21 protein-coding genes and 1 pseudogene are annotated in these 19,462 nt (G+C 56.8%); 16 read left to right on the forward strand and 6 right to left on the reverse strand.

Going from position 1 to position 19,462, the window contains the following annotated elements; all coding sequences use genetic code 11:
• The first annotated feature begins 79 nt into the window (after positions 1-79).
• Both IM284_RS17080 and foxA read left to right on the forward strand, forming a co-directional pair.
• On the forward strand, positions 80-1,033 hold the full coding sequence (locus tag IM284_RS17080; protein WP_032644966.1) for an AraC family transcriptional regulator: 954 nt from the start codon (positions 80-82) through the stop codon (positions 1,031-1,033).
• Between the two features lie 121 nt (positions 1,034-1,154).
• The gene (gene foxA, locus IM284_RS17085; protein WP_112792168.1) at positions 1,155-3,263 is read left to right on the forward strand and encodes a ferrioxamine B receptor FoxA; all 2,109 of its coding nucleotides are present in this window, start codon (positions 1,155-1,157) and stop codon (positions 3,261-3,263) included.
• Positions 3,264-3,342: 79 nt separating this feature from the next.
• On the opposite strand, the gene IM284_RS17090 is transcribed toward foxA, so the two are convergent.
• Entirely contained in the window at positions 3,343-4,758 is a 1,416-nt protein-coding gene (locus IM284_RS17090; RefSeq protein WP_041911335.1) for a PLP-dependent aminotransferase family protein, read from the reverse strand.
• Between the two features lie 176 nt (positions 4,759-4,934).
• Here IM284_RS17090 and IM284_RS17095 point away from each other — a divergent pair, with 176 nt between their 5' ends.
• A complete protein-coding gene (locus tag IM284_RS17095) occupies positions 4,935-5,096 on the forward strand; it encodes a DUF1127 domain-containing protein (RefSeq protein WP_032644967.1) in 162 nt (53 codons plus the stop codon).
• A gap of 39 nt (positions 5,097-5,135) precedes the next feature.
• Here IM284_RS17095 and IM284_RS17100 read toward each other — a convergent pair whose 3' ends face one another.
• A complete protein-coding gene (locus IM284_RS17100; RefSeq protein ID WP_047367257.1) occupies positions 5,136-6,524 on the reverse strand; it encodes a PLP-dependent aminotransferase family protein in 1,389 nt (462 codons plus the stop codon).
• A gap of 101 nt (positions 6,525-6,625) precedes the next feature.
• Between IM284_RS17100 and IM284_RS17105 the strand changes: the two genes are divergently transcribed.
• Positions 6,626-7,105: a carboxymuconolactone decarboxylase family protein gene (locus IM284_RS17105; protein WP_014882392.1), complete on the forward strand. Its 480-nt coding sequence runs from the start codon at positions 6,626-6,628 to the stop codon at positions 7,103-7,105.
• Here IM284_RS17105 and IM284_RS17110 read toward each other — a convergent pair.
• Positions 7,092-7,994, reverse strand: a complete 903-nt coding sequence (locus tag IM284_RS17110; protein ID WP_041911333.1) for a LysR family transcriptional regulator — start codon at positions 7,992-7,994, stop codon at positions 7,092-7,094. The two genes, IM284_RS17105 and IM284_RS17110, sit on opposite strands and share 14 nt — an antisense overlap.
• Before the next feature lie 100 nt (positions 7,995-8,094).
• On the opposite strand from IM284_RS17110, the gene IM284_RS17115 reads away from it, so the two are divergent.
• From IM284_RS17115 to IM284_RS17145, 7 genes are all read left to right on the forward strand, one after another.
• Entirely contained in the window at positions 8,095-9,507 is a 1,413-nt protein-coding gene (locus IM284_RS17115; RefSeq protein WP_047367259.1) for an aldehyde dehydrogenase family protein, read from the forward strand.
• Positions 9,508-9,582: 75 nt separating this feature from the next.
• Positions 9,583-9,906: an antibiotic biosynthesis monooxygenase gene (locus IM284_RS17120; protein WP_041911331.1), complete on the forward strand. Its 324-nt coding sequence runs from the start codon at positions 9,583-9,585 to the stop codon at positions 9,904-9,906.
• Entirely contained in the window at positions 9,899-10,294 is a 396-nt protein-coding gene (locus IM284_RS17125) for an amino acid-binding protein (RefSeq protein ID WP_047367260.1), read from the forward strand. The genes IM284_RS17120 and IM284_RS17125 overlap by 8 nt, the downstream gene beginning before the upstream one ends.
• Positions 10,269-10,964, forward strand: coding sequence for a helix-turn-helix transcriptional regulator (locus IM284_RS17130; RefSeq protein ID WP_041911329.1), 696 nt, complete (start codon positions 10,269-10,271; stop codon positions 10,962-10,964). The genes IM284_RS17125 and IM284_RS17130 overlap by 26 nt, the downstream gene beginning before the upstream one ends.
• A gap of 149 nt (positions 10,965-11,113) precedes the next feature.
• Positions 11,114-11,584 (forward strand): MarR family winged helix-turn-helix transcriptional regulator, encoded by a 471-nt coding sequence (locus tag IM284_RS17135; protein WP_047367261.1) that lies wholly within the window; start codon positions 11,114-11,116, stop codon positions 11,582-11,584.
• Complete coding sequence (locus tag IM284_RS17140) at positions 11,581-12,648, forward strand: HlyD family secretion protein (protein ID WP_028015382.1); 1,068 nt, start codon at positions 11,581-11,583, stop codon at positions 12,646-12,648. Before IM284_RS17135 ends, IM284_RS17140 begins: the two co-directional genes overlap by 4 nt.
• Positions 12,638-13,702, forward strand: coding sequence for a DUF2955 domain-containing protein (locus IM284_RS17145; protein ID WP_045259544.1), 1,065 nt, complete (start codon positions 12,638-12,640; stop codon positions 13,700-13,702). The genes IM284_RS17140 and IM284_RS17145 overlap by 11 nt, the downstream gene beginning before the upstream one ends.
• On the opposite strand, the gene IM284_RS17150 is transcribed toward IM284_RS17145, so the two are convergent.
• Both IM284_RS17150 and IM284_RS17155 read right to left on the reverse strand, forming a co-directional pair.
• Positions 13,693-14,073, reverse strand: a complete 381-nt coding sequence (locus IM284_RS17150) for a tautomerase family protein (protein WP_047367262.1) — start codon at positions 14,071-14,073, stop codon at positions 13,693-13,695. The two genes, IM284_RS17145 and IM284_RS17150, sit on opposite strands and share 10 nt — an antisense overlap.
• Complete coding sequence (locus tag IM284_RS17155) at positions 14,073-14,381, reverse strand: carboxymuconolactone decarboxylase family protein (RefSeq protein WP_028015385.1); 309 nt, start codon at positions 14,379-14,381, stop codon at positions 14,073-14,075. Before IM284_RS17155 ends, IM284_RS17150 begins: the two co-directional genes overlap by 1 nt.
• Before the next feature lie 97 nt (positions 14,382-14,478).
• Here IM284_RS17155 and IM284_RS17160 point away from each other — a divergent pair, with 97 nt between their 5' ends.
• Positions 14,479-15,342, forward strand: coding sequence for a LysR substrate-binding domain-containing protein (locus IM284_RS17160; RefSeq protein ID WP_047367263.1), 864 nt, complete (start codon positions 14,479-14,481; stop codon positions 15,340-15,342).
• On the opposite strand, the gene IM284_RS17165 is transcribed toward IM284_RS17160, so the two are convergent.
• Complete coding sequence (locus tag IM284_RS17165) at positions 15,323-16,600, reverse strand: DUF445 domain-containing protein (protein ID WP_028015387.1); 1,278 nt, start codon at positions 16,598-16,600, stop codon at positions 15,323-15,325. The two genes, IM284_RS17160 and IM284_RS17165, sit on opposite strands and share 20 nt — an antisense overlap.
• Positions 16,601-16,841: 241 nt before the next feature.
• Between IM284_RS17165 and IM284_RS17170 the strand changes: the two genes are divergently transcribed.
• From IM284_RS17170 to IM284_RS17185, 4 genes and pseudogenes are all read left to right on the forward strand, one after another.
• Positions 16,842-17,204 carry a tlde1 domain-containing protein gene (locus IM284_RS17170; RefSeq protein WP_047367264.1) on the forward strand — a complete coding sequence of 121 codons (363 nt, stop codon included), beginning with the start codon at positions 16,842-16,844 and terminating at the stop codon, positions 17,202-17,204.
• Positions 17,204-17,716, forward strand: coding sequence for a hypothetical protein (locus IM284_RS17175; RefSeq protein ID WP_047367265.1), 513 nt, complete (start codon positions 17,204-17,206; stop codon positions 17,714-17,716). Before IM284_RS17170 ends, IM284_RS17175 begins: the two co-directional genes overlap by 1 nt.
• Positions 17,717-18,211 (forward strand): annotated as a pseudogene (locus tag IM284_RS17180) (Hcp family type VI secretion system effector).
• A 136-nt stretch (positions 18,212-18,347) separates the two neighbouring features.
• Positions 18,348-19,462, forward strand: a 1,115-nt coding sequence (locus IM284_RS17185) for a class I SAM-dependent DNA methyltransferase (RefSeq protein ID WP_193055847.1), incomplete at its 3' end; no start/stop codon positions are given.

Below are 19,462 nucleotides of genomic sequence, written 5' to 3' on the forward strand. Positions count from 1 at the left end.
GTCTGCGCCCGGTGATTGCTGACATGGCAAAGGGATGGTACTGTTTTGCCTGTCCTTTTCCCGATGCAGGCCCCGAATTATGCTCCAGAGTGAAAATAGATCAGCGAAACGCATATTTTTTGTTGAGGATTTTCAGGTATTCGGCGAGCGCTACGGCATCGACTACCGTTTCCCGCTGTTAAAAGGGGAGCAGGTCAGCGGCAGCCCGGTGTTGCAGGGGAATGTGGAAGAGATGACGCTCTCGTCCGGCATTTCGCTGACCCACTCCGACGTGCATGTATTACAACCCTACGAAACCACATCCCGCCACAGCAGCCCGCTCTATATGCTGGTAGTCCTGGAAGGGTGCGTTACGATCGCGCTCAATGGCATCGACTATCACGTTCGTCCCGGCATGGCGTTCAGCGCCCGTCTGAGTGAGGAACAGGTGATGAGTGCGCGTCACGACGCCGACAGCGCGCTGAAAACGCTCTCGTTTGGCGTGTACCCGCATGAAGCCGGGCGTGAAGCCCTGCTTGAGTCGCTGCTGCTGGAATGGCAAAACCTGAATACACCCACGTTTGTCTGGCACGTTCCCGAGTTTGTTATGTCAGGCATTCAGCATGCGCAGCAGCAGAGGGGAAGCATGCTCGCGCGTAAGCTATTGCTGGAGGGGCTGATGTACCAGCTGCTCGGCCACGGCCTGAACCAGCGCCAGCAGCCCTGCCCGAGCCGCCCTGAGCATGCGCGCCTGGAACGCGTACGTAGCATGCTGGAACAGTCTCCTGAACGGGATCATACACTCGCGCAGCTGGCAGCCCTGGCTGCAATGAGCCCAAGCAGCCTGCGCAGTAAGTTCCGTCAGCGCTACGGCTGCACCCTCTTCGATTATCTTCGCGACTGTCGCCTTGCGCTGGCGCGCCGCTATCTGCTGGAAGGCCACAGCGTGCAGCAGGCGGCCTGGATGTGCGGGTATCAGCATGCCACCAACTTCGCTACCGCGTTTCGTCGTCATTACGGAATTTCACCGGGCGACGTGCGCAAACTCCGCTAACGTAATTTCGCCCATCGCGCGAACGCATCCCGTGCGGTTTAGCATCGCGCATACGTAACCTGGCGGCGCGCATAGCCGTTTGCACTCTCAAAAAGGTAATAATTCTTATTAACAATAAGAAATATCTCTGGAGAGGGTTATGTTTGCTAAATCGCGTCTGGCACTGCTGGTGGGATGGGTTACCGGTAGCGTCGCTTTTCCTTTACTGGCGCAGGATGCGCAAAAAACTGACACCGTGGTGGTGACCTCGCAGATGCAGTCTGCGGCCACCAAGCTTGAAACGCCGGATATTGAAACTCCGCAGTCGGTCTCTATCGTCACGCGCGAGCAGTTCGAAGAGCAGGGCGCAACCAGCGTGCGTCAGGCCGTGAGCTACACGCCGGGGGTCTACAGCAACCAGATTGGGGCGTCTAACCGCTTTGACTACATGGTGCTGCGCGGCTTCTCTGACGGCAGCCTGGACAACGTCTACCTGGACGGCCTGAAGATGATGGGCGACACCAACTCCCACAGCTCGCTGGTGGTTGATCCGTGGTTCCTGGACAGTATCGAAGTCGTGCGCGGTCCGGCCTCCGTGCTCTATGGCCGTTCATCGCCGGGCGGGATTGTGGCGCTTACCTCCCGTAAGCCGTCGTTCGATCCGGGCGGGGAGATCAAGCTCTTCGCCGGGAACAATAGCCAGCGTGGGGCGATGTTCGACGTCACCGGCCCGGTTGATGATAACGACCGCGTGGCGGTGCGCCTCAGCGGGATGACCCGCTATGCCGATTCCCAGTTCGATCCGCTGAAGGAAGAGCGTTACGCGCTGATGCCGAGCCTGACCTGGCGTATCACCGATAACACCCGTCTGGATCTGATGGCCTACCTGCACCGCGATCCGGAAGGCGGCAGCCACTCCGGCCTGCCGTATGAGGGCACGGTTGTGCCGCACAGCGGGAAGAAAATCTCCAACACGTTCTTTGAAGGTGAAGACGATTACGACAAGTACGATCGTCGGGAAAACATGGTCGGCTATAACCTTGAGCACCTGTTTGACAGCGGCTGGTCCGTGCGCCAGAAGCTGCGCTACCTGCACACCAAAGTGGAGCTGAACCAGGTGTATGCCGCAGGCTGGCTGAATGACACCGAGCTGAACCGCGGCTATTCCGGCTCTGACGAGAAGATGAACGCCATCACCCTGGATAACCAGGTCGACGGCAGCTTCGACACCGGGGCGGTGAACCACCGCGTGCTGATCGGCATGGACTATCAGGACCGCACCAACAACGTGACCGGCTACTATGGCGGCTTCCCGCCGATTGACGCCTTCCACCCGGTTTACGGTGCAAAGCCGGACTACATCACCCAGTACAGCAGGGAAAAGCATAAGCTTCGCCAGACCGGTTACTACCTACAGGATCAGATGTCCGTTGACCGCTGGCGCCTGACGCTCGGCGGGCGTTACGACCAGGTGAGCGTGTCGAACGTCGACAACTTTAACCACACCCGCAGCGATCTGGATAAAAACAACTTCAGCAGCCGCGCGGCGCTGCTGTATCTGTTTGATAACGGCGTTGCGCCGTACGTCAGCTACTCCACCGCCTTTACGCCGACCAGCTTTGCTGACGAGCAGGGCAATATCCTGGATCCGATGAAGGGCAAGCAGTGGGAAGCGGGCGTGAAGTATGAGCCAGAAGGGATGAACAGCCAGTTCAGCGCCTCGGTGTTCCGCATCAACCAGAAGAACATTGCCACCAAAGAGGAGCCGACCGATCCGTACCGTTCCATCGGTGAAATCGAATCCGAAGGCGTTGAGCTGGAGGCGATTGGTCAGCTGACCGACAGCCTGCGTATGCAGGCGGCGTACACCTACACGGATATTCGCTATAAGAAGAGCAGCCCGGAAGAGGAGGGCAAGCGCGCCGTCTATGCCCCGCGTAACATGGCCAGCGCCTGGCTGAGCTACGACGTCAAAACCGGCCCGCTGGATGGCCTGACCGTCGGCTCCGGCGTGCGCTATGTCAACGGGATCGCCAGCGATCGCCAGAACACCCATACGCTTCCGTCGTACACGCTGGTGGACATGGTCGTGGGATATGACCTGTCGAAAGTGGGGCTCACGGGCGTGAGCGCGCAGCTGAACGTCAATAACCTGACGGACAAAAGCTACGTTGCGGCGTGTAACTCCCTCTCTTACTGCTACTTCGGTGCAGAACGCAGCATTGTGGGCAGCGTTTCGTGGAAGTTCTGAGTCGTTGATTTTGCCGGGTGGCGGCTTCGCCTTACCCGGCCTACTCTATTCCGTAGCGCCACCGGCGCTAAAAAACGTGCTACTCCTCCATCGCAATCACAATCGCCTCGCCCATCTTCTTCAACGCCTCGCGATGCTTATCCGTCGGCGGCAGCGCCACGTTGATCCGCAGGCAGTTGCGGTACTTCCCGGAGGCGGAAAACAGCGACCCGGCCGCCGCCTGGATCTTCAGGCGGCACAGCTGCTTGCTGACGCACACCATATCCACCTTCTCCGGCAGCTCAACCCACAGCAGGAAGCTCCCCTGCGGGCGCGTGACGCAAATCTCCGCCGGAAAATACTGCCGCACCCAGCAGGTGTAGGTTTCCATATTCTGCTGATAAATCTGGCGCATACGGCGCACGTGGCGATGGTAATGGCCGTCGCGAATAAACGCCGCCACCGCCATCTGGGTGCCCGGCACGTTAAACCCGCCCGCGGCGTATTTCATGTGCATCACGCGGTCGTAATAGCGCCCCGGCACAATCCAGCCGACGCGCAGGCCCGGCGCCACGGTTTTGGTAAACGAGCTGCAGAGGATTACGCGGCCATCGATGTCCATCGAGTGAATAGTGCGCGGGCGCGGGTACTCCGCCGCCAGCTCACCGTAAATGTCATCCTCCACAATCACGATATCGTGCCGCTGGGCGAGGGCTAAAACCTGTTTTTTCCGCGCTTCCGGCATGATAAACCCGAGCGGGTTATTGCAGTTGGGCACCAGGATCACCGCCTTGATCGGCCACTGCTCCATTGCCAGCTCTAACGCCTCGATGCTGATCCCTGTTTCAGAGTCGGTGGGAATTTCAATCGCCTTGATGTCAAACCCGCGCAGCATCTGCATGGTGCCGTGAAAAGATGGCGACTCCACCGCCACGATGTCCCCCGGTTTGCACACTGAGAGCAGGGCGATCGACAGCGCGCCGTGGCAGCCGTTGGTGATCACAATGTCGCTTGCCGAGACGGTCGAGCCGCCGTCCAGCATCAGGCGGGCGATCTGCTCGCGCAGCTCAAGGCGGCCGTCGAGCACGTCATAGCTCAGCATCTCGCTTGGGTTATGCTGCGCAAGGCGGCTCATCTCGCGCCACAGGGGCTTCAGGCTCGGCTGGTTAATGTCCGGCGAGCCGCCGCCAAAGGAGATCATCTCTTTGTCGGCGCGGGCGTCCAGCAGCATCATCACCTCATCCCACTGGGTGACGTCCACCGGGCGCTGCACCGGGCGCGTCATCGCCGGGACGGGCGGCTGGGCTTTGCGTTTCGAGACAAAATAGCCGGAGCGCGGCTGGGGGGTGATCAGCTGAAGGTTTTCGAGGATCTGGTAGGCCTGCTGTATGGTGCTGATGCTCACGCCGTGCTCCTGGCTCAGGGCGCGCACCGACGGCAGACGCTCGCCGCTGCGATACAGCCCTTGTTCAATGCGTTCTGCCAGAAGGTTGGCCAGGTGTTGATAGCGTGTCATGCTGTATCCTTTATTTTCACCATACAGATTATTAAACCAGTACAGATTGCCGCAAAAAACGGCATGCAGATACCGTTTTAGCGGATCTGTATGTTAAACAAAAGTTGTTTTTGCATCTGTATTGCGCAGGTCGATTTCCAGGATGATAACCCCACTGGCACAGTGAGGAGAGCATTATGGAATTCTACGAGAACCGTTCAAAACGTCCGTTCGTCGTATTTGTCTGGATCGGCAAAACGATCCGCAACTGGTATCGCATCAACCGTACCCGCCGCATCCTGAGCCAGATGAGCGACGAGCAGCTCAAGGACGTCGGGTTATCCCGCAATGATATTTAAACCGTGGCCGGGTAGGGCGCAACCGCCACCCGGCGTTTTTCAGCTCAACAGCGCGAGCGTCTGCCGTTTCGGCCTTTCCAGCAGCTCCAGCGCCTCCTGATACGTCCGCACGTTGTTATAGCCCATTACCAGCCCGTAGCGTTTGCCCGACCCGCGATACCACTCCGAGAGCGCATTGACCTGCAGCTGTTGTTCCTGCCAGCAGCGGGCCACTTCCCGGTCGCAGCTCCCTTTGGTGAGAAACGCCACGATATGCATCCCGCCGTCGTTTTGCTCGGTGAAAAACAGATCGCCATACACCTCGCGCAGGGCGGAAATCATCCAGTCGCGGCGGGTCTGGTACAGCGCACGCATCTTTTTGAGATGGCGGAAAAAATGCCCTTCGTTGAGAAACGCGGTGAGGATCTTCTGCGTCAGCACCGGCTGGCCGCTGGTGGTGATATCCGCGCAGTCGGTAAAGGCCCCGACGGTGCTGGCGGGCATCACCACGTAGCCCATGCGCAGCGACGGCATGATGGTTTTACTGAAAGTGCCCATAAAGATCACCCGGTCGTGCTGGTCGAGGCTTTTCAGCGACGGCAGCACCTTGCGGGTGTAGTGAAACTCCCCGTCGTAATCGTCTTCGATGATCCACGCCTCGTTCTGGCTGGCCCAGTCGAGCAATTGCTGCTTGCGTGGCAGGGAGAGCGTCACCGCCAGCGGGCTCTGGTGCGAGGGGGTGACGATGGCAAAACGCGCGTCACGATGGTGACGAAGCAGGTATTCCGTATCAATGCCGCAGCGATCGACCGGCGCCGTGTGCAGGCGCGGCACGATCCGCTTCAGCAACTGCTGGCCCATAAAGTAGCCCGGATCTTCAAACACCACCTTGTCGCTGCGGCTGGCGAGGGTGTCGAGGATCAGCCGCAGGCTGCCGCTGTAGCCGCTGGTGATCAGCACCTGTTCGGCGGTGCAGGACAAGCCGCGTGAGATATTGAGATAGCTGGCGATGGCCTGGCGCAGCGGATACCAGCCCAGGACGGGCGGGTTGAGCATCTCCTCCTGACGCATGGCGCGCGTCGCCTGGCCCGCCAGCAGCAGCCATTTTTTATACGGGAAGCTGTCGAGGGCGGGGATGCCGGGGCGCAGAAAACCGGCCCGCTCGCGCTGGCTGATAAGCGAGGCCGGAAGCGTGCCGGTAGGCTGTTCCGCAGGGGCATTGTTATCCGGCAGCAGTAAATCCGGGTTGACCCGCGTGCCGCGCGCGCCCTGGCTCACCAGATACCCTTCACCCGTCAGAATGGCGTACGCCGTTTCGACGGTTTTGCGCGCCACCTTCAGCTCTTCCGCCAGCACGCGGATGGCAGGCACCTTATCGCCCGGCTTCAGCACGCCGCGCGTGATGTTGTCGCGATAGCGGGAATAAATGTCGTGATAGCCCGGCTTCATGTCCTACCTCATTTCACGCTTTTTGTATCTTTTTACTATGTCATGAACGGCGTAGATTTGCCTCATCGCACGGCACATGCCGCACAAAAAGAGGAAAGACAATGAGCACTCGCGTTAACCACCATAAAGTTACACCTGCCCTCGCCAACGCGCTGTCTGCCCTGAGCATGGAGGTGGCAAAAACCTCCATCGACCCGGCGCTGAAGCACCTGATCGACATTCGCGTGTCGCAGCTGAACGGCTGTACGTTCTGTCTGGATATGCACTCTAAAGAGGCCAAAATCGCCGGGGAACGCGAGCTGCGCCTGTACCATCTGGCGGCCTGGCGCGAGTCCCCGCTGTTCAGCGCCCGCGAGAAAGCCGCGCTGGCCTTCACCGAAGCGCTGACCCAGATTGGCGTTCACGGGGTGAGCGACGCGCTGTACCGCAGCGTAGCGGAGCACTTTTCGGACGTGGAGATTTCAGAGCTGAACTTCGCCATCGTGGCGATCAACGCCTGGAACCGTCTGGGGATCACCTCCCGCATGGCGCCCGGCTCGCTGGACGCGGCTTACGGGCTGAATAAGGCTAACCTGGAATAATCCCGCGCTCGCGGATCATCGCCACCAGCGCCCGCAGTCCCGGCGGAACGTGGCGATGGCCGGGGTAATACAGGCGCAGCCCGGCAAAGGGCTGAGCCCAGTCGTTTAAAACGCTCACCAGCTCTCCATTCTCAAGCTCTTCCCGGATATACAGTTCCGGCAAAAATCCTACCCCTAATCCCGCCTTTACGGCGCGGATCGAGGCGAAAAGATCGGATGTCGCAAAGCGCGGCGGTACGGCAAGGGCGTACGTTTCCCCCCGACGCGCCAGCTCCCAGCGGTAGATCCCGCCGTGGGCCATGCGCATGCCGATCCCCTGATGTGAAAGCAGATCGTCCGGCGTCTGCGGAGTACCGTGACGGGCAAAATAGTCCGGCGTGGCGGTCACCAGCTGGCGGATCTCCCCGGTCAGCGGCACGGCGATCATGTCCTGCGGCACGGACTCCTCGAGGCGGATCCCCGCGTCGTAGCCTTCCGCGACGATGTCGATCATGCGCGCTTCGCTGACGGTTTCCACGCGCATCTTCGGATAGCGGATCATAAAGTCGATCAGCAGCTGGTCCAGAAACAGGGTGCCGATATGGTTCGGCACGTTCAGACGCAGCGTGCCGGCGGGTTCCCCGGTGTCGCTGTGGATCTCCTCGCTGGCGAGGCGGATCTCCTGCAGCGCCGGGCCAACGCGCGCCACGTAGCGCTGTCCGGCGTCGGTGAGCGCCACGCTGCGGGTAGTGCGGTTAAAGAGGCGAGTATCCAGGCGGCTCTCCAGCCCGGCGATGGCGTTACTGACCGCCGTGGCGGACATGCCGAGCTCCTGCGCCGCGCCGCGAAAGCTGCCGCGCCGCACCACCGCCATAACCACTTCCAGCTCTGTCAGACCTGAACGATGCATAGATTATCCTGAAAATCGAAACAACCCTTGCAGCATAGCGTGGATTATCGCAACGGAGAAGCCGTGCCAGACTGTGCTCACACAGCCTGAGGAGGTTTATATGCACACTATCGAACAGATCTTTATTAACGGCGAATTTGTTACCCCGCACGGCACCGAACGGTTTGATTTATACAACCCGGCGACGGCGCAGGTCATCGGGCAGGTACGCCTGGCGGATGAGGTTGACGCAGCGCGCGCCGTTGCGGCGGCAAAAGCGGCGTTCCCCGCGTGGTCGCAGACGACAAAGCAGGAGCGCATTGCCGCGCTAAAACGTATGCACGCCGCCGTGGCCGCTCGTCACGACGATCTGCTGGAAGCGGTCATCGAAGAGTACGGCGCGCCCGCCTCGCGCTCGGCGTGGATGGCCAGCTATCCGGCGGAGGTGATTGCTCAGGCGATTGAGGCGCTGGAGGCGTTTGAATTCGTCACCCCCGCGGGCGCAGCCACGGTGCAGATGACGCCGCTTGGCGTGGCCGGGCTGATTACGCCGTGGAACAGCGACGCAGGATTTATCTGCGGCAAGCTGGCGGCCGCGCTGGCCGCGGGCTGTACGGCGGTGATCAAGCCGAGCGAAATGAGCGCCCTGCAAACGCAGATTGTCACCGAAGCGCTGCGCGATGCGGCTCTGCCGCCGGGCGTGTTTAACATCGTCACCGGGCGGGGTGAGACGGTCGGTGACACAATCAGCCGCCATCCGGACGTGGCAAAAATCTCGTTTACCGGTTCGACGCATACCGGCAAGGCGATCCTGCGCAACGCGGCGGAAAGCTTTAAGCGCGTGACACTGGAGTTAGGCGGGAAATCGCCGACGATCCTGCTGGATGACGTGGATCTGGCGCAGGCGATCCCGCTGGTGATTCAGGCCGGGTTTATGAACAGCGGGCAGGCGTGCGTGGCCGGTACGCGCATTCTGGTGCCTTACTCGCGTAAGGCGGAGATCGAAACCGCGCTGGCGCAGGCCGTGGCGGCGGTGAACTCCGGCGACCCGCGCGATAAATCAACGGACGTCGGCCCGATGGTCAGCGCAAAGCAGTGGCAGCGGGTGCAGGGCTATATCCGCAAAGGTGTCGAAGAGGGGGCGCGCCTGCTGGCGGGCGGCGAGGGGCGGCCGGAAGGCACACAGGACGGCTGGTTTGTGCGCCCGACGCTGTTTGCCGACGTGAACAACCAAATGACGATTGCCCGCGACGAGATTTTTGGCCCGGTGCTGTGCGTAATTCCCTATCGTGACGAGGCGGAGGCGATTGCTATTGCCAACGACACGGACTACGGCCTGAGCGCGGTGGTGCTGGGCGGTGCGGACCGCGCGCGCCGCGTGGCGCAGCAGATTGTTTCCGGTCGCGTGCTGGTGAACACCCTGGCCCATGAACCGAAAGCGCCGTTTGGCGGGTTTAAGCACTCCGGCGTGGGGCGCGAGATGGGCGAGTGGGGGATCCGCGCGTTTATGGAGCCGAGGTCGGTTCTGGGCTAAAGCTTCGCTCTTTACCGAAGCATTGTGCTTTTCCATCCTGCATTCTCTCCTCAACATCACAGTGGAGAGACCATCATGATCGCAGTCCTTTTCGAAGCCAAAGCCGCGCCTGCCCATCAGGCGCGCTACCTCCAACTTGCCGCAGAGCTTAAGCCTTTGCTGGCCGACATCGACGGCTTTATCGATATCGAACGGTTCCAGAGCCTGACGACCGACGGCAAAATTCTTTCCCTTTCCTGGTGGCGGGATGAAGAGGCCGTCCGCCGCTGGAAGCAGAACGTCTTCCATCAGGCGGCGCAGGCCGAAGGGCGGGAGTCGATTTTCTCTTTCTACCGTATTCGCGTGGCGCAGCTGGTGCGGGAGTACAGTTCCGAAACGGGAGGGCGCGCGAATGTATGACGTTCACGTGATTTTCCGCGACGGGCCCGGCGAGCTGGCGCGCTTTGGACAGCTTTTAGGCCGCAACGGCGTAGGGCTGGAAGGCGGTGGCGTATTCGGTACGGAGGCCCATTTCCTGGTGGAAGATGGTGAAAAAGCGCGACGCGTGCTGCTCGACGCCGGGTTTACCGTGCAGGCGGTGCGAAAGCCGGTTATCAGAAAACTCAGGCAGGCGCGCCCCGGGGAGCTGGGTGAAATTGCGGCGGCGCTGGCGGCACGCGGCGTGTCTGTTCTTACCCAGTACAGCGACCATGCGAATCACCTTATTCTGTTGACGGATGATGATAAGCTGGCCGCAGAGATCACCGAACCCTGGGCAGCACATGTTAAAGACAAGCTTACCGACTGATAACGGCGCGGCGCTGGAGCAGGCCATTGCGGCGGTGGCGGCGGCAATGGCCGATCCGTCGCGCGTGAAGATGCTGTGTGCGCTGATGGATGGGCGGGCGTGGACCGCCACCGAACTGAGCACCGCGGCAGACGTCGCCCCCTCGACCGCCAGCGGGCATCTCGCCCGGCTGGTGGAGGGAAAGTTGATTACCTGTCTGTCTCAGGGGCGGCACCGCTACTATCGTCTGGCGGGGCACGACGTGGCGGAGCTGATCGAACAGATGATGGGGCTCTCCTGGAGCCGCATTGCGCCGCCGGAAACCACCGCGCCGAAGGCCATGCGGGAGGCGCGGACCTGCTACGATCATCTGGCGGGCGCGGTGGCGGTAAAGATCTACGATTTCATGCAGGCGGAAGGCTGGCTGGAGGCAGACGGTTCAGCGCTCACGCTGTATGGCCGGGAGCAGTTTCTGAAGCTCGGCGTGTCGTTAAGCGCTCATCCGCGCCGCAAGGCCTGCTGCGCCTGTCTGGACTGGAGCGAGCGGCGGTTTCACCTCGGAGGCGAAGCTGGCGCGGCGCTGCTTATTCATCTGGAAAGCAAAGGGTGGATCCAGCGGGTGGCGGGGTATCGGGAGGTGGTGGTGACGGCTTCGGGAAAAAGTGCCGTCAGGAGGCATTTTAGCCGCTAAACTCCACTGCGGGCTGGTGCCCTCACCCCGACCCTCTCCCACAGGGAGAGGGAGACATCGTTTTCGCAATTCCTGCTCTTTCGTCTCGCGTTTCTTGATACTTACCCTGATAACTATTATCTTGACCGCGTGTGACGAGAGGTTTCCCCATGAGTGAAGAAGAACTGTTCTGCCGCAGGCCGATGGGCATGCGGATGGCGATGATCGTGCGCCAGTGGCGTGCGGTGATCGATGATGCCATTCTCGATACCGGCTTAACCCAGTCGAGCTGGACGGTGATGATGCAGCTTCATCAGCTCGGGGATAACGTCTCAATGAGTGAGCTGGCGGAGGTGCAGGGTATTGAACTGCCGCCGCTGATGCGCACCCTGACACAGCTGGAAAAACAGGGTTACCTGCTGCGCACCACATCGCCTTATGACAAGCGCATCCGGCTTCTGACGCTGACGCCTGAGGGAAAAGCCATTTTAAAAAGGCTCACTCAGGTGATTGAGACCTATCAGGCACGCGTATCGCAACACATCGCGCCGGAGCATATCGAGATTTTCAGTGCCACGTTAAATCAAATCGCCTGCAATTTGCGGACAATCCGCGAAGAAGACAACAAGACCGAAAAATAATGACCCCTGAACAAAAATTTGCCCGCTGGGTAAGGGTGAGTATTGCCTCTTTCCTGCTGATGTTTATCTATTTTGTCGTCGCGGATATCTGGATCCCGCTGACGCCGGACTCCACCGTCATGCGCGTGGTGACGCCGGTTTCTCCGCGCGTCTCCGGCTACGTGGCGGCGGTACATGTCCACAACAACAGCCAGGTGAAGAAAGGCGATCTGCTGTTTGAGCTCGACGACACGCCGTTTCGCAATAAAGTGGAAGCGGCGCAAATCGCGCTGGAGCAGGCGCGTCTCTCTAACGAACAGCTGGACGCGCAGATCGCCGCCGCGCAGGCCAGCCTGAAAACCGCGGTGCTGACCGCGCGTAACGACAAGGTGACCTTCGAACGCTATCAGAAGCTGAGCACGTTACAGAACGTCTCGCAGGCGGATCTGGATAAGGTCCGCACCGCCTGGCAGAGCAGCGAGCAGTCCGTCAGCACAATTCAGGCCAACATCCGGAACCTGCGCATCCAGCGCGGCGAGCGCGAAGAACACCGCAACGTGACGCTGCAAAAATACCGTAACGCGCTGGATGAAGCAGAGCTGAACCTCGGCTGGACAAAGGTCTACGCCCAGGCGGACGGCACGGTCAGTAACCTGCAGTTAAGCCCCGGTTTTTACGCCTCATCCGGCTCCGCCGCGCTGGCGCTGGTAAACAACCAGACCGATATCGTGGCCGATTTCCGCGAGAAGAGCCTGCGCCATACCCGTCAGGGCACCGATGCCGCCGTGGTGTTTGACGCCTTCCCGGGGCAGGTGTTCCGCGCCCACGTGGCCAGCAGCGACGCGGGGATCCTCGCAGGCCAGGAGGCGGTTAACGGCCAGCTCTCCCAGCCGGAGACCTCTAACCGCTGGGTACGAGACGCTCAGCGCATGCGCATTCACGTCACGCTGGATGAGCCGCTGCCGAAGCCGCTGCCAACCGGCGCGCGGGCGACCGTGCAGCTCTACAACAGCGAAGGGCCGTTTGCGCGCTTCTTCTCCGGAATGCAGATCCACCTGGTGAGCCTGCTTCACTATGTCTATTAATACGCTGGCGCGGGTCTTTACCCCGCACGGCAACATCGTCTACACGGCAAACGACTTTCGCCAGACCCTGCGCATCGTTTTTGCCGGGATGATTGCCCTGAGCATATCGAGCTTCTACAACACCAGCTACGGCGTGTTTTTCGTGGTCTATCCGATCATGCTCCTCTCGCTGGTGCCAGTGTTTAACCGCCACGTGGCGAAGCAGTTTATCTTCAGCGCATCGCTGAACTGCGTCGAAATGGTGATTATCATCGGCTATCTTTCCCAATGGCCGGTCATCATGACGCTGGTGGTATTTGCCCTTTACGTGATGCGTTTTCGCTTTATGAGCAAAGGGCCGCTGTTCCTGTTCGGCTCGATGGGCGTTGTGTGCCAGAGCGTGATGCTCAACTTTATGAGCTACCCCACCACCAACTGGCACACGCTGCTGTTTTCCAACATTGAAGCGAGCGTGATGGCGGTGTGCCTGAGCGCGCTGATGAACTACCTGCTGCCGGACGTGGAGCCCCGCAAGCCGCCGCCGCTGATTGAGAAAGACGACGCCCGCGTGCGCCACGAGTCGCTGCTTTCCGGCAGCGTCGCGACGATGATTTTCGTGGTGTTTCAGATTAGCGACTTAAGCGATTCGCTCTCGGCGCTGATGGCAGGAATTTTGATCCTGTTCCCTATGCACTATCGCGGCGCGGTGATGAGCTCCATCTGGCGCGTGGTCGGGGTAGTGCTGGGCTGCCTCTACATTCTGGTGGTGCAGCTTATCCTCTACGATCACAGCAGCCATATGCTGCTGATGATGCCGCTGATTGGCCTCGGCCTGGCGTTTGGCGCGCGGCTGCACGTGATGGAGAAAGTGGGCGCGGGCGTGGGGTTTTCCAGCATCACGACCATCGGCATTATGTTCGGGCAGAACATGCACCCGGACAGTGACCTGGTGTTCAGCGATCTCTATCGCATCACCTCCGTGACCTTTTCGCTGGTGGCGACGCTGACGATGGTCTTTCTGGTGCATTTGATCCTGAACCGTTTCGCCGCCACGCGCTACGTCATTCAGGGCTGATAGCGTTTGCCGCCGCTGAAGCTCCAGTCCTCAGCGGCCGTAAACTGGATAACGACCATCACGTCTCCACCGTCAATGCCCATCTTCTCATTCAGTTGCGCAGCCAGCTGGCGGTAGAGGGCAGATTTCTGTTCATTGCTCCTCGGCTTACCAGCAACGATATTAAACAGTATCGCCCCCTCCGTTCTGCCCGTGCTGAGATAGTGCCGATCAATGTATCGATCCCCGGCCGCGAAGCATTCAAAAAAATGGAATCTGTCCTGTGCGGGAACGGCGAAGGTTTCCGTCAGCGCCTGGTGCAGAATGTCCGAGATCTGCTTTTGCTGCATCTCGTTATAGCGGTCACCCGTCATGATACGAACAAACGGCATTACTGTTTCTCCTCTGCAAGGCTGCTCAGCGCGCTGACGGCGGCCGGCCAGCCTGCGTAAAACGCCAGATGGGTAAACGCTTCAGCTATTTCGTCGTCCGTCACGCCGTTTTGCCGGGCGAAGCCGATATGCCAGGGAAGCTGCGCGGTGCGCCCCAGGGCTGCCAGCGCGGCAAGCGTGATCAGACTGCGATCCCGCGGGGCTAGCTGCGGACGCTGCCAGATATCGCCAAAAAGTACCTGCTGGCTCAGTTCCGCCAGCTTAGGGGAAACCTGCGCAAGCGTGTCGCGATTCAATGTTGTGCTCATTTTTATTCCTCCTGTCGTCTGGAAATCACTCTCGCAGGCTGCCACCATAAATAAAATCGCAATGTTCAGGACTGAATGTCCTGAAAATGAGGATGATATGGATAAATGCTTTTCAACATTAGACCTGGACGCGCTGCGCAGCTTTGTGGAGGGGATTCAGTCCGCCAGTTTTGCCGAGGCGGCGGACAGGCTGTGTCGGTCCACCTCTGCGGTCAGTGCCCAGTTAAAAAAGCTGGAGCAGCAGTGTGGCGTGGCTCTGACCGTTAAGCAGGGGCGTACGCTGGCACTGACCCGAGAGGGTGAAATTCTGCTGAGCTACGCCCGACGCATGCTGGTATTAAATGATGAAGCGCTCCGGGCTATCAGAGGTGAGTTGCTTCAGGGCGAGGTACGGCTGGGTATGCAGGAGGACTTTGGCGAGTCCGTGATGCCGAAGGTCCTCGGCGATTTTCACAGACAACACCCTGAGCTTCGCATGACGGCACGCGTCGATCGCAACCCGCCGCTGCTGCGCGGCGTGGCGGCGAATGAACTCGATCTGGCGCTGGTCTGGCAGGAAGGTCGAGAAGGCGACTACGTGCGAAGCGAACCGCTGGCATGGATTTGCCGATCCCGCGAGGATATTGAGGTCCTTCTGCAACGAGGTGAGCCGCTGTCGCTGGTGATGTTTGACGCGCCCTGCCTCCTGCGAAGCCGGGCCATCTCGGCACTGGATGCCGCAGGTATTCCCTGGCGTATCGCTTATACCAGCTATAGCCTGAGCGGGCTGTGGGCGGGAATTAGCGCGGGGCTGGGTATTACGCTCCGCACGCGTATTGGTCTGCCCGAGACGTTACGGATCGACAGCCACCTGCTGCCAGATGCAGGAGAACTGGGAATCGCGCTGCATCAGGGGAGCGCCTCCTCCAATGCAGCTATTACCAGCATGAAGGCGCTGATCCTCAGGACGCTGAATGGATAAGCGTTGGGACTTGCGAGAGTAAGAACAGGATTAGGCCTATCGTCCCGCCCACCAGCGTGCCGTTGACGCGGATGAACTGCAGGTCTTTGCCGATGTTCAGCTCAATCTGGCGGGACATGTCTTTGGCGTCCCAGCTTTTGACCGTGTCGCTGATGTGGCGGGTCAGGAACGCGGCGAAATCTGGCGCGACGCGGTGCGCGGCCTGCTCCAGATGCTCGTTCAGCGACGCGCGCAGGCTGGCGTCGTTTGTTAGCGTTTCGCCAAACCACAGCCCGGCGTTGGCGATGCGCTGCTTCACGCGCGAATCCTCGCTTTGCATATCCGCCTTCAGCCACTGGCGCAGGTCAGCCCACATCTCTCCCAGATAGCGGTTAAACGCCTCATCGTTTTTCAGGTAGTGCTTGATGTTGTCGGCTTTCGCCGCCATTTCCGGATCGTTTTTCAGGTTGTCGATAAGCTTCAGCGTGGCGCGGTCGAACGCCTGACGGATCTGGTGCGTGCGGTCGTGGCTGATATCGTCCAGCAGCGTGTTCACCGCGTTCGACACCATCTCCGCGCTTTGATCGCCCAGCCACTCAGTGGGGAGCACCATCGCCTTGCGCGGGTGTTCGGTTTTCAGCCAGTGGACAATCTGATCGGCAATAAACTCCCGCGTGCTTTCCCGCTGAATCAGGGTAATCAGGCGGTTGATGATGGCGTCCAGCAGTACCTGATGGCGGTTGTTTTTGGTCATGCTCTCCAGCATGACGGCGCTGGTTTCGGTGAAATCCACCTTATCGATGGCCTTATGCACCGCCCGTTTAAGCAGGCGCTGAATACGTCCGTCATCGGTCAGCTCGAGAAAACCGCTCATCACCTGCATCAGATGCAGCCCGACGCGCTGGGCATTGTCGGGCTTGCTGAACCAGGCGCCAATCATCTGCGCGGGCTCATAGCGGCGGATAAGCGCCACAAGTGACTGAGTATCAAGAAACTTCTCCTGCACGAACTGGCCAAGATTGTCGCCGATTCGGTCCTTATTGCGCGGGATGATCGCCGTATGCCGCGAGATAAAGGGAATCGGCACCCGGCGGAACAGCGCGACGACGGCAAACCAGTCCGCCAGCGCGCCGACCATCGCCGCCTCGGCAATGGCTTTGACGCCGCGCACCCAGAAGGTCTGCGGCAGGAAGAGGGTGGTGACAAAGGCCGCGGCGGCAATCAGCAGCAGCGACAGCGCCAGCAGCTTGGCGCGTTTAAGTTCAGCGATTTTTTCCATGGGTTAAGGATAGAGGCAAGTGAACCAAAAGTGCAAAGCTGGTGTAAGGAGGAGACGCAATCTCTGCCTGAACACACGGCTTTTATATAAAAATTATATACATCAAAATTATCTATTATTAATTTTTCTATATTTTTTGTGCTTATTTATTTGGGACGTGATGTTTTGTGACCATCGTAGTCATTTTAACGCTCTTATTAGCCATAAGATAAAGGACTATTCATGAAAGGAGACGGTATTGATGACATGGGAGTATAAAGTTTCGACAGGGGTATTGAGTCATAATGGTGTGTTTGTCGCTAACTGTTACAGCGGTGCGGGTGAATCGAAAGATAAGCCAGAGTGTGAAAGTCAACGAAACAGAGGACCCATTCCCAGAGGTATTTATTTTATTGCCGGATGGAATAATCATAAAAGTGCTGAGGCCATTATTCTTGAGCCTATAGCGGGGACCAATACCTTTGGTAGAGATCATTTTCAAATTCATGGTGATAAAAAAGGTCAACCGCCAGGCTCGGCATCAGCAGGCTGCATCATTATGAACGGCCAGGACAAGCGTCATATTATTTATGATTCAGGTGACACAATACTGGTGGTGCGATAATGAAATATATGATTGCACTACTCTTCTTATGTGCTCCGATGGCTCTCTTTGCCAAAAAACACACTCCTGCGCAGATTATCCAGATGATAAACGATAAAGGTGCAAGAAGTGTTGTAGCAGAGTTGTATGCTAATGATAGCGGTGAGTCGGAATGGTGGAATCATGTCATTCCAGAGATAGGTAAAGGAACTCAGGCATGGTTAGCCGTGGCGAGTGCTCTTGAGCCCGGAGTGGACGCCAGTACGGCTGAAGATTTAAAGGCATCGCTTTCTGAAGCCATCCCGCATAACCCTGAGGGTGTTTTAGCAATCTTAAATGACGATAAACCGTTACTCACTGTTGAACAAATTTTCGCGTTTGCGAATTTCCCCGAAACGGAGGCAGAAAGTAACAAGCTTTTTGTGGATTCAATCAGGGAGATGTTCAAAATAAAAAGCCCGCAGGGTAAAAGATGTCTCGCCGTTATGATCGCCAACCTTGAACACTCTGTTCCATTCGATAAGGATATTTAAATGGCCATTCCGGGATATATGTCATTAACTGACGATGCGGGTAATATCATAAAAGGGAGCGTGAAAGTTAAAGACTGTGAAAACCAAATTGAGGTATTAGGGCTCTATCATAACGTATGCTATAACTCTGACCTGCATAATGGCAGAGCGTTGAGTAAATGCCAGCATCGTCCCTTTCTTATTGAGAAAGAAATAGATGCCTCCAGCGTTTTTCTCTATAAAGCACTCAGCACGGGCGGTACGCTCAGGAAAGCAACTATCGACCTTTTCAGAATCAATGATGCCGGTCAGGAATAAATTTATTTCACAATAACGCTGGAAGCGGTGAAGGTCGTCACGGTGTTTTCATTAATGCATGACGTGAAAGAGACTTACCATGAAAAGCAGGGGCATCTTGAGCTCGTTTTGCTTCGTTATGAAAAGATTACCTGGCATTACCGTGACGGTAACGTTATTCATTCGGATGACTGGGATTACCGGTACGTGTCTAATTAATAAACGCACTGAATATTATGCTTCGCGGAACCTTATTTGTATTTAAGTTAAATATTAACGCATTAATTCTAATTAGTTTTCCTAAGATTAAAATAAAAATTTTTAGTAAGATTCTTTACAGAGGTGGTAGCATATATTGTTTGAAATAAAAGTAAATAATAGTTGTAATTCTCAGTTTGGTAAAGTAATCTATCAAGCTCTTAAATTGTTACATAATTCATATTTTAATGCAGTGTTGACGAAAACGGCTAATATGCAAGACTCTTCATTTCCTCATGAGAAAATTTCTTTTTTTGAACGAATCGAAAGTCAAATTCGCCCTTTTGTGAACTCTTTGGACTCTCGCGATTTAATTTTATCTTTTATTCTATATAAAGTAATTTCAGATAAAAGTTCTTCGAATGAAGAAGGTTTTGAATATTTCATTGAGCCAGACTATCAGTTAGCAGCTTTGGTTAACTCTGAATTTATTGGCAATTCATATCAGTTATCTCAGAGGTTGATTCATTCATTTTATTATATTGAAGAACGACATTCTGATCTACGTGATTGTTTTTTCAACTCTTGCAGGATTATTAAGGAAAACGCGCTTAATGAATTGAATGGGGTGCTATTAACTTTGAACGATATTGGCTCAATAAATGAGTGGCTATCGGTAGATTTTGCAACATATCTTTTTGAATTTGTTACAGAAAGAACAGCACAATACGCGGCAGAATATATCACACCAAATTGCATATGTAATCTTGTTAGTTCTATTGCATTACAATTTCAAAATAACCCTATTAATGTTTGTGATTTTGCATGCGGTACGGGAGGGTTATTGCTTGATATATATAATAAATCTTTTGTTATTGACGAAGTTCGTGGAAATGAAATTAACAAATCAGCATTTGCATATGCAAAAATGAGGATTTTATTTAGTGGGCTTCATCTTTCACGATTTTCATTAACTAATGCTAATGCTTTAGAAACTATTGCAGATAATAAGAAATTTGATGTTGTCATTTCTGTTCCACCTTTTAATGTTCGATGGGAACCTGAACGATATAAAGACTTTAATTCCTCAAATTTGAAATTTTCTAGTCGATCTGCTGACTTTGCCTTTCTATGGCGCGGATATGAATCATTATCTTCTGATGGTGTGATGGTTATTGCGTTAACTCATGGAGCATTACATCGTGGTGGTAGGGACAAGGATCTGCGTAAAATATTGATTGATGAATATAATTGTATTGATACCGTTATAGG

Origin of the sequence: Enterobacter cloacae complex sp. P12RS (genome assembly GCF_014895875.1) — a bacterium.
Taxonomy (GTDB): Bacteria; Pseudomonadota; Gammaproteobacteria; order Enterobacterales; family Enterobacteriaceae; genus Enterobacter; species Enterobacter bugandensis.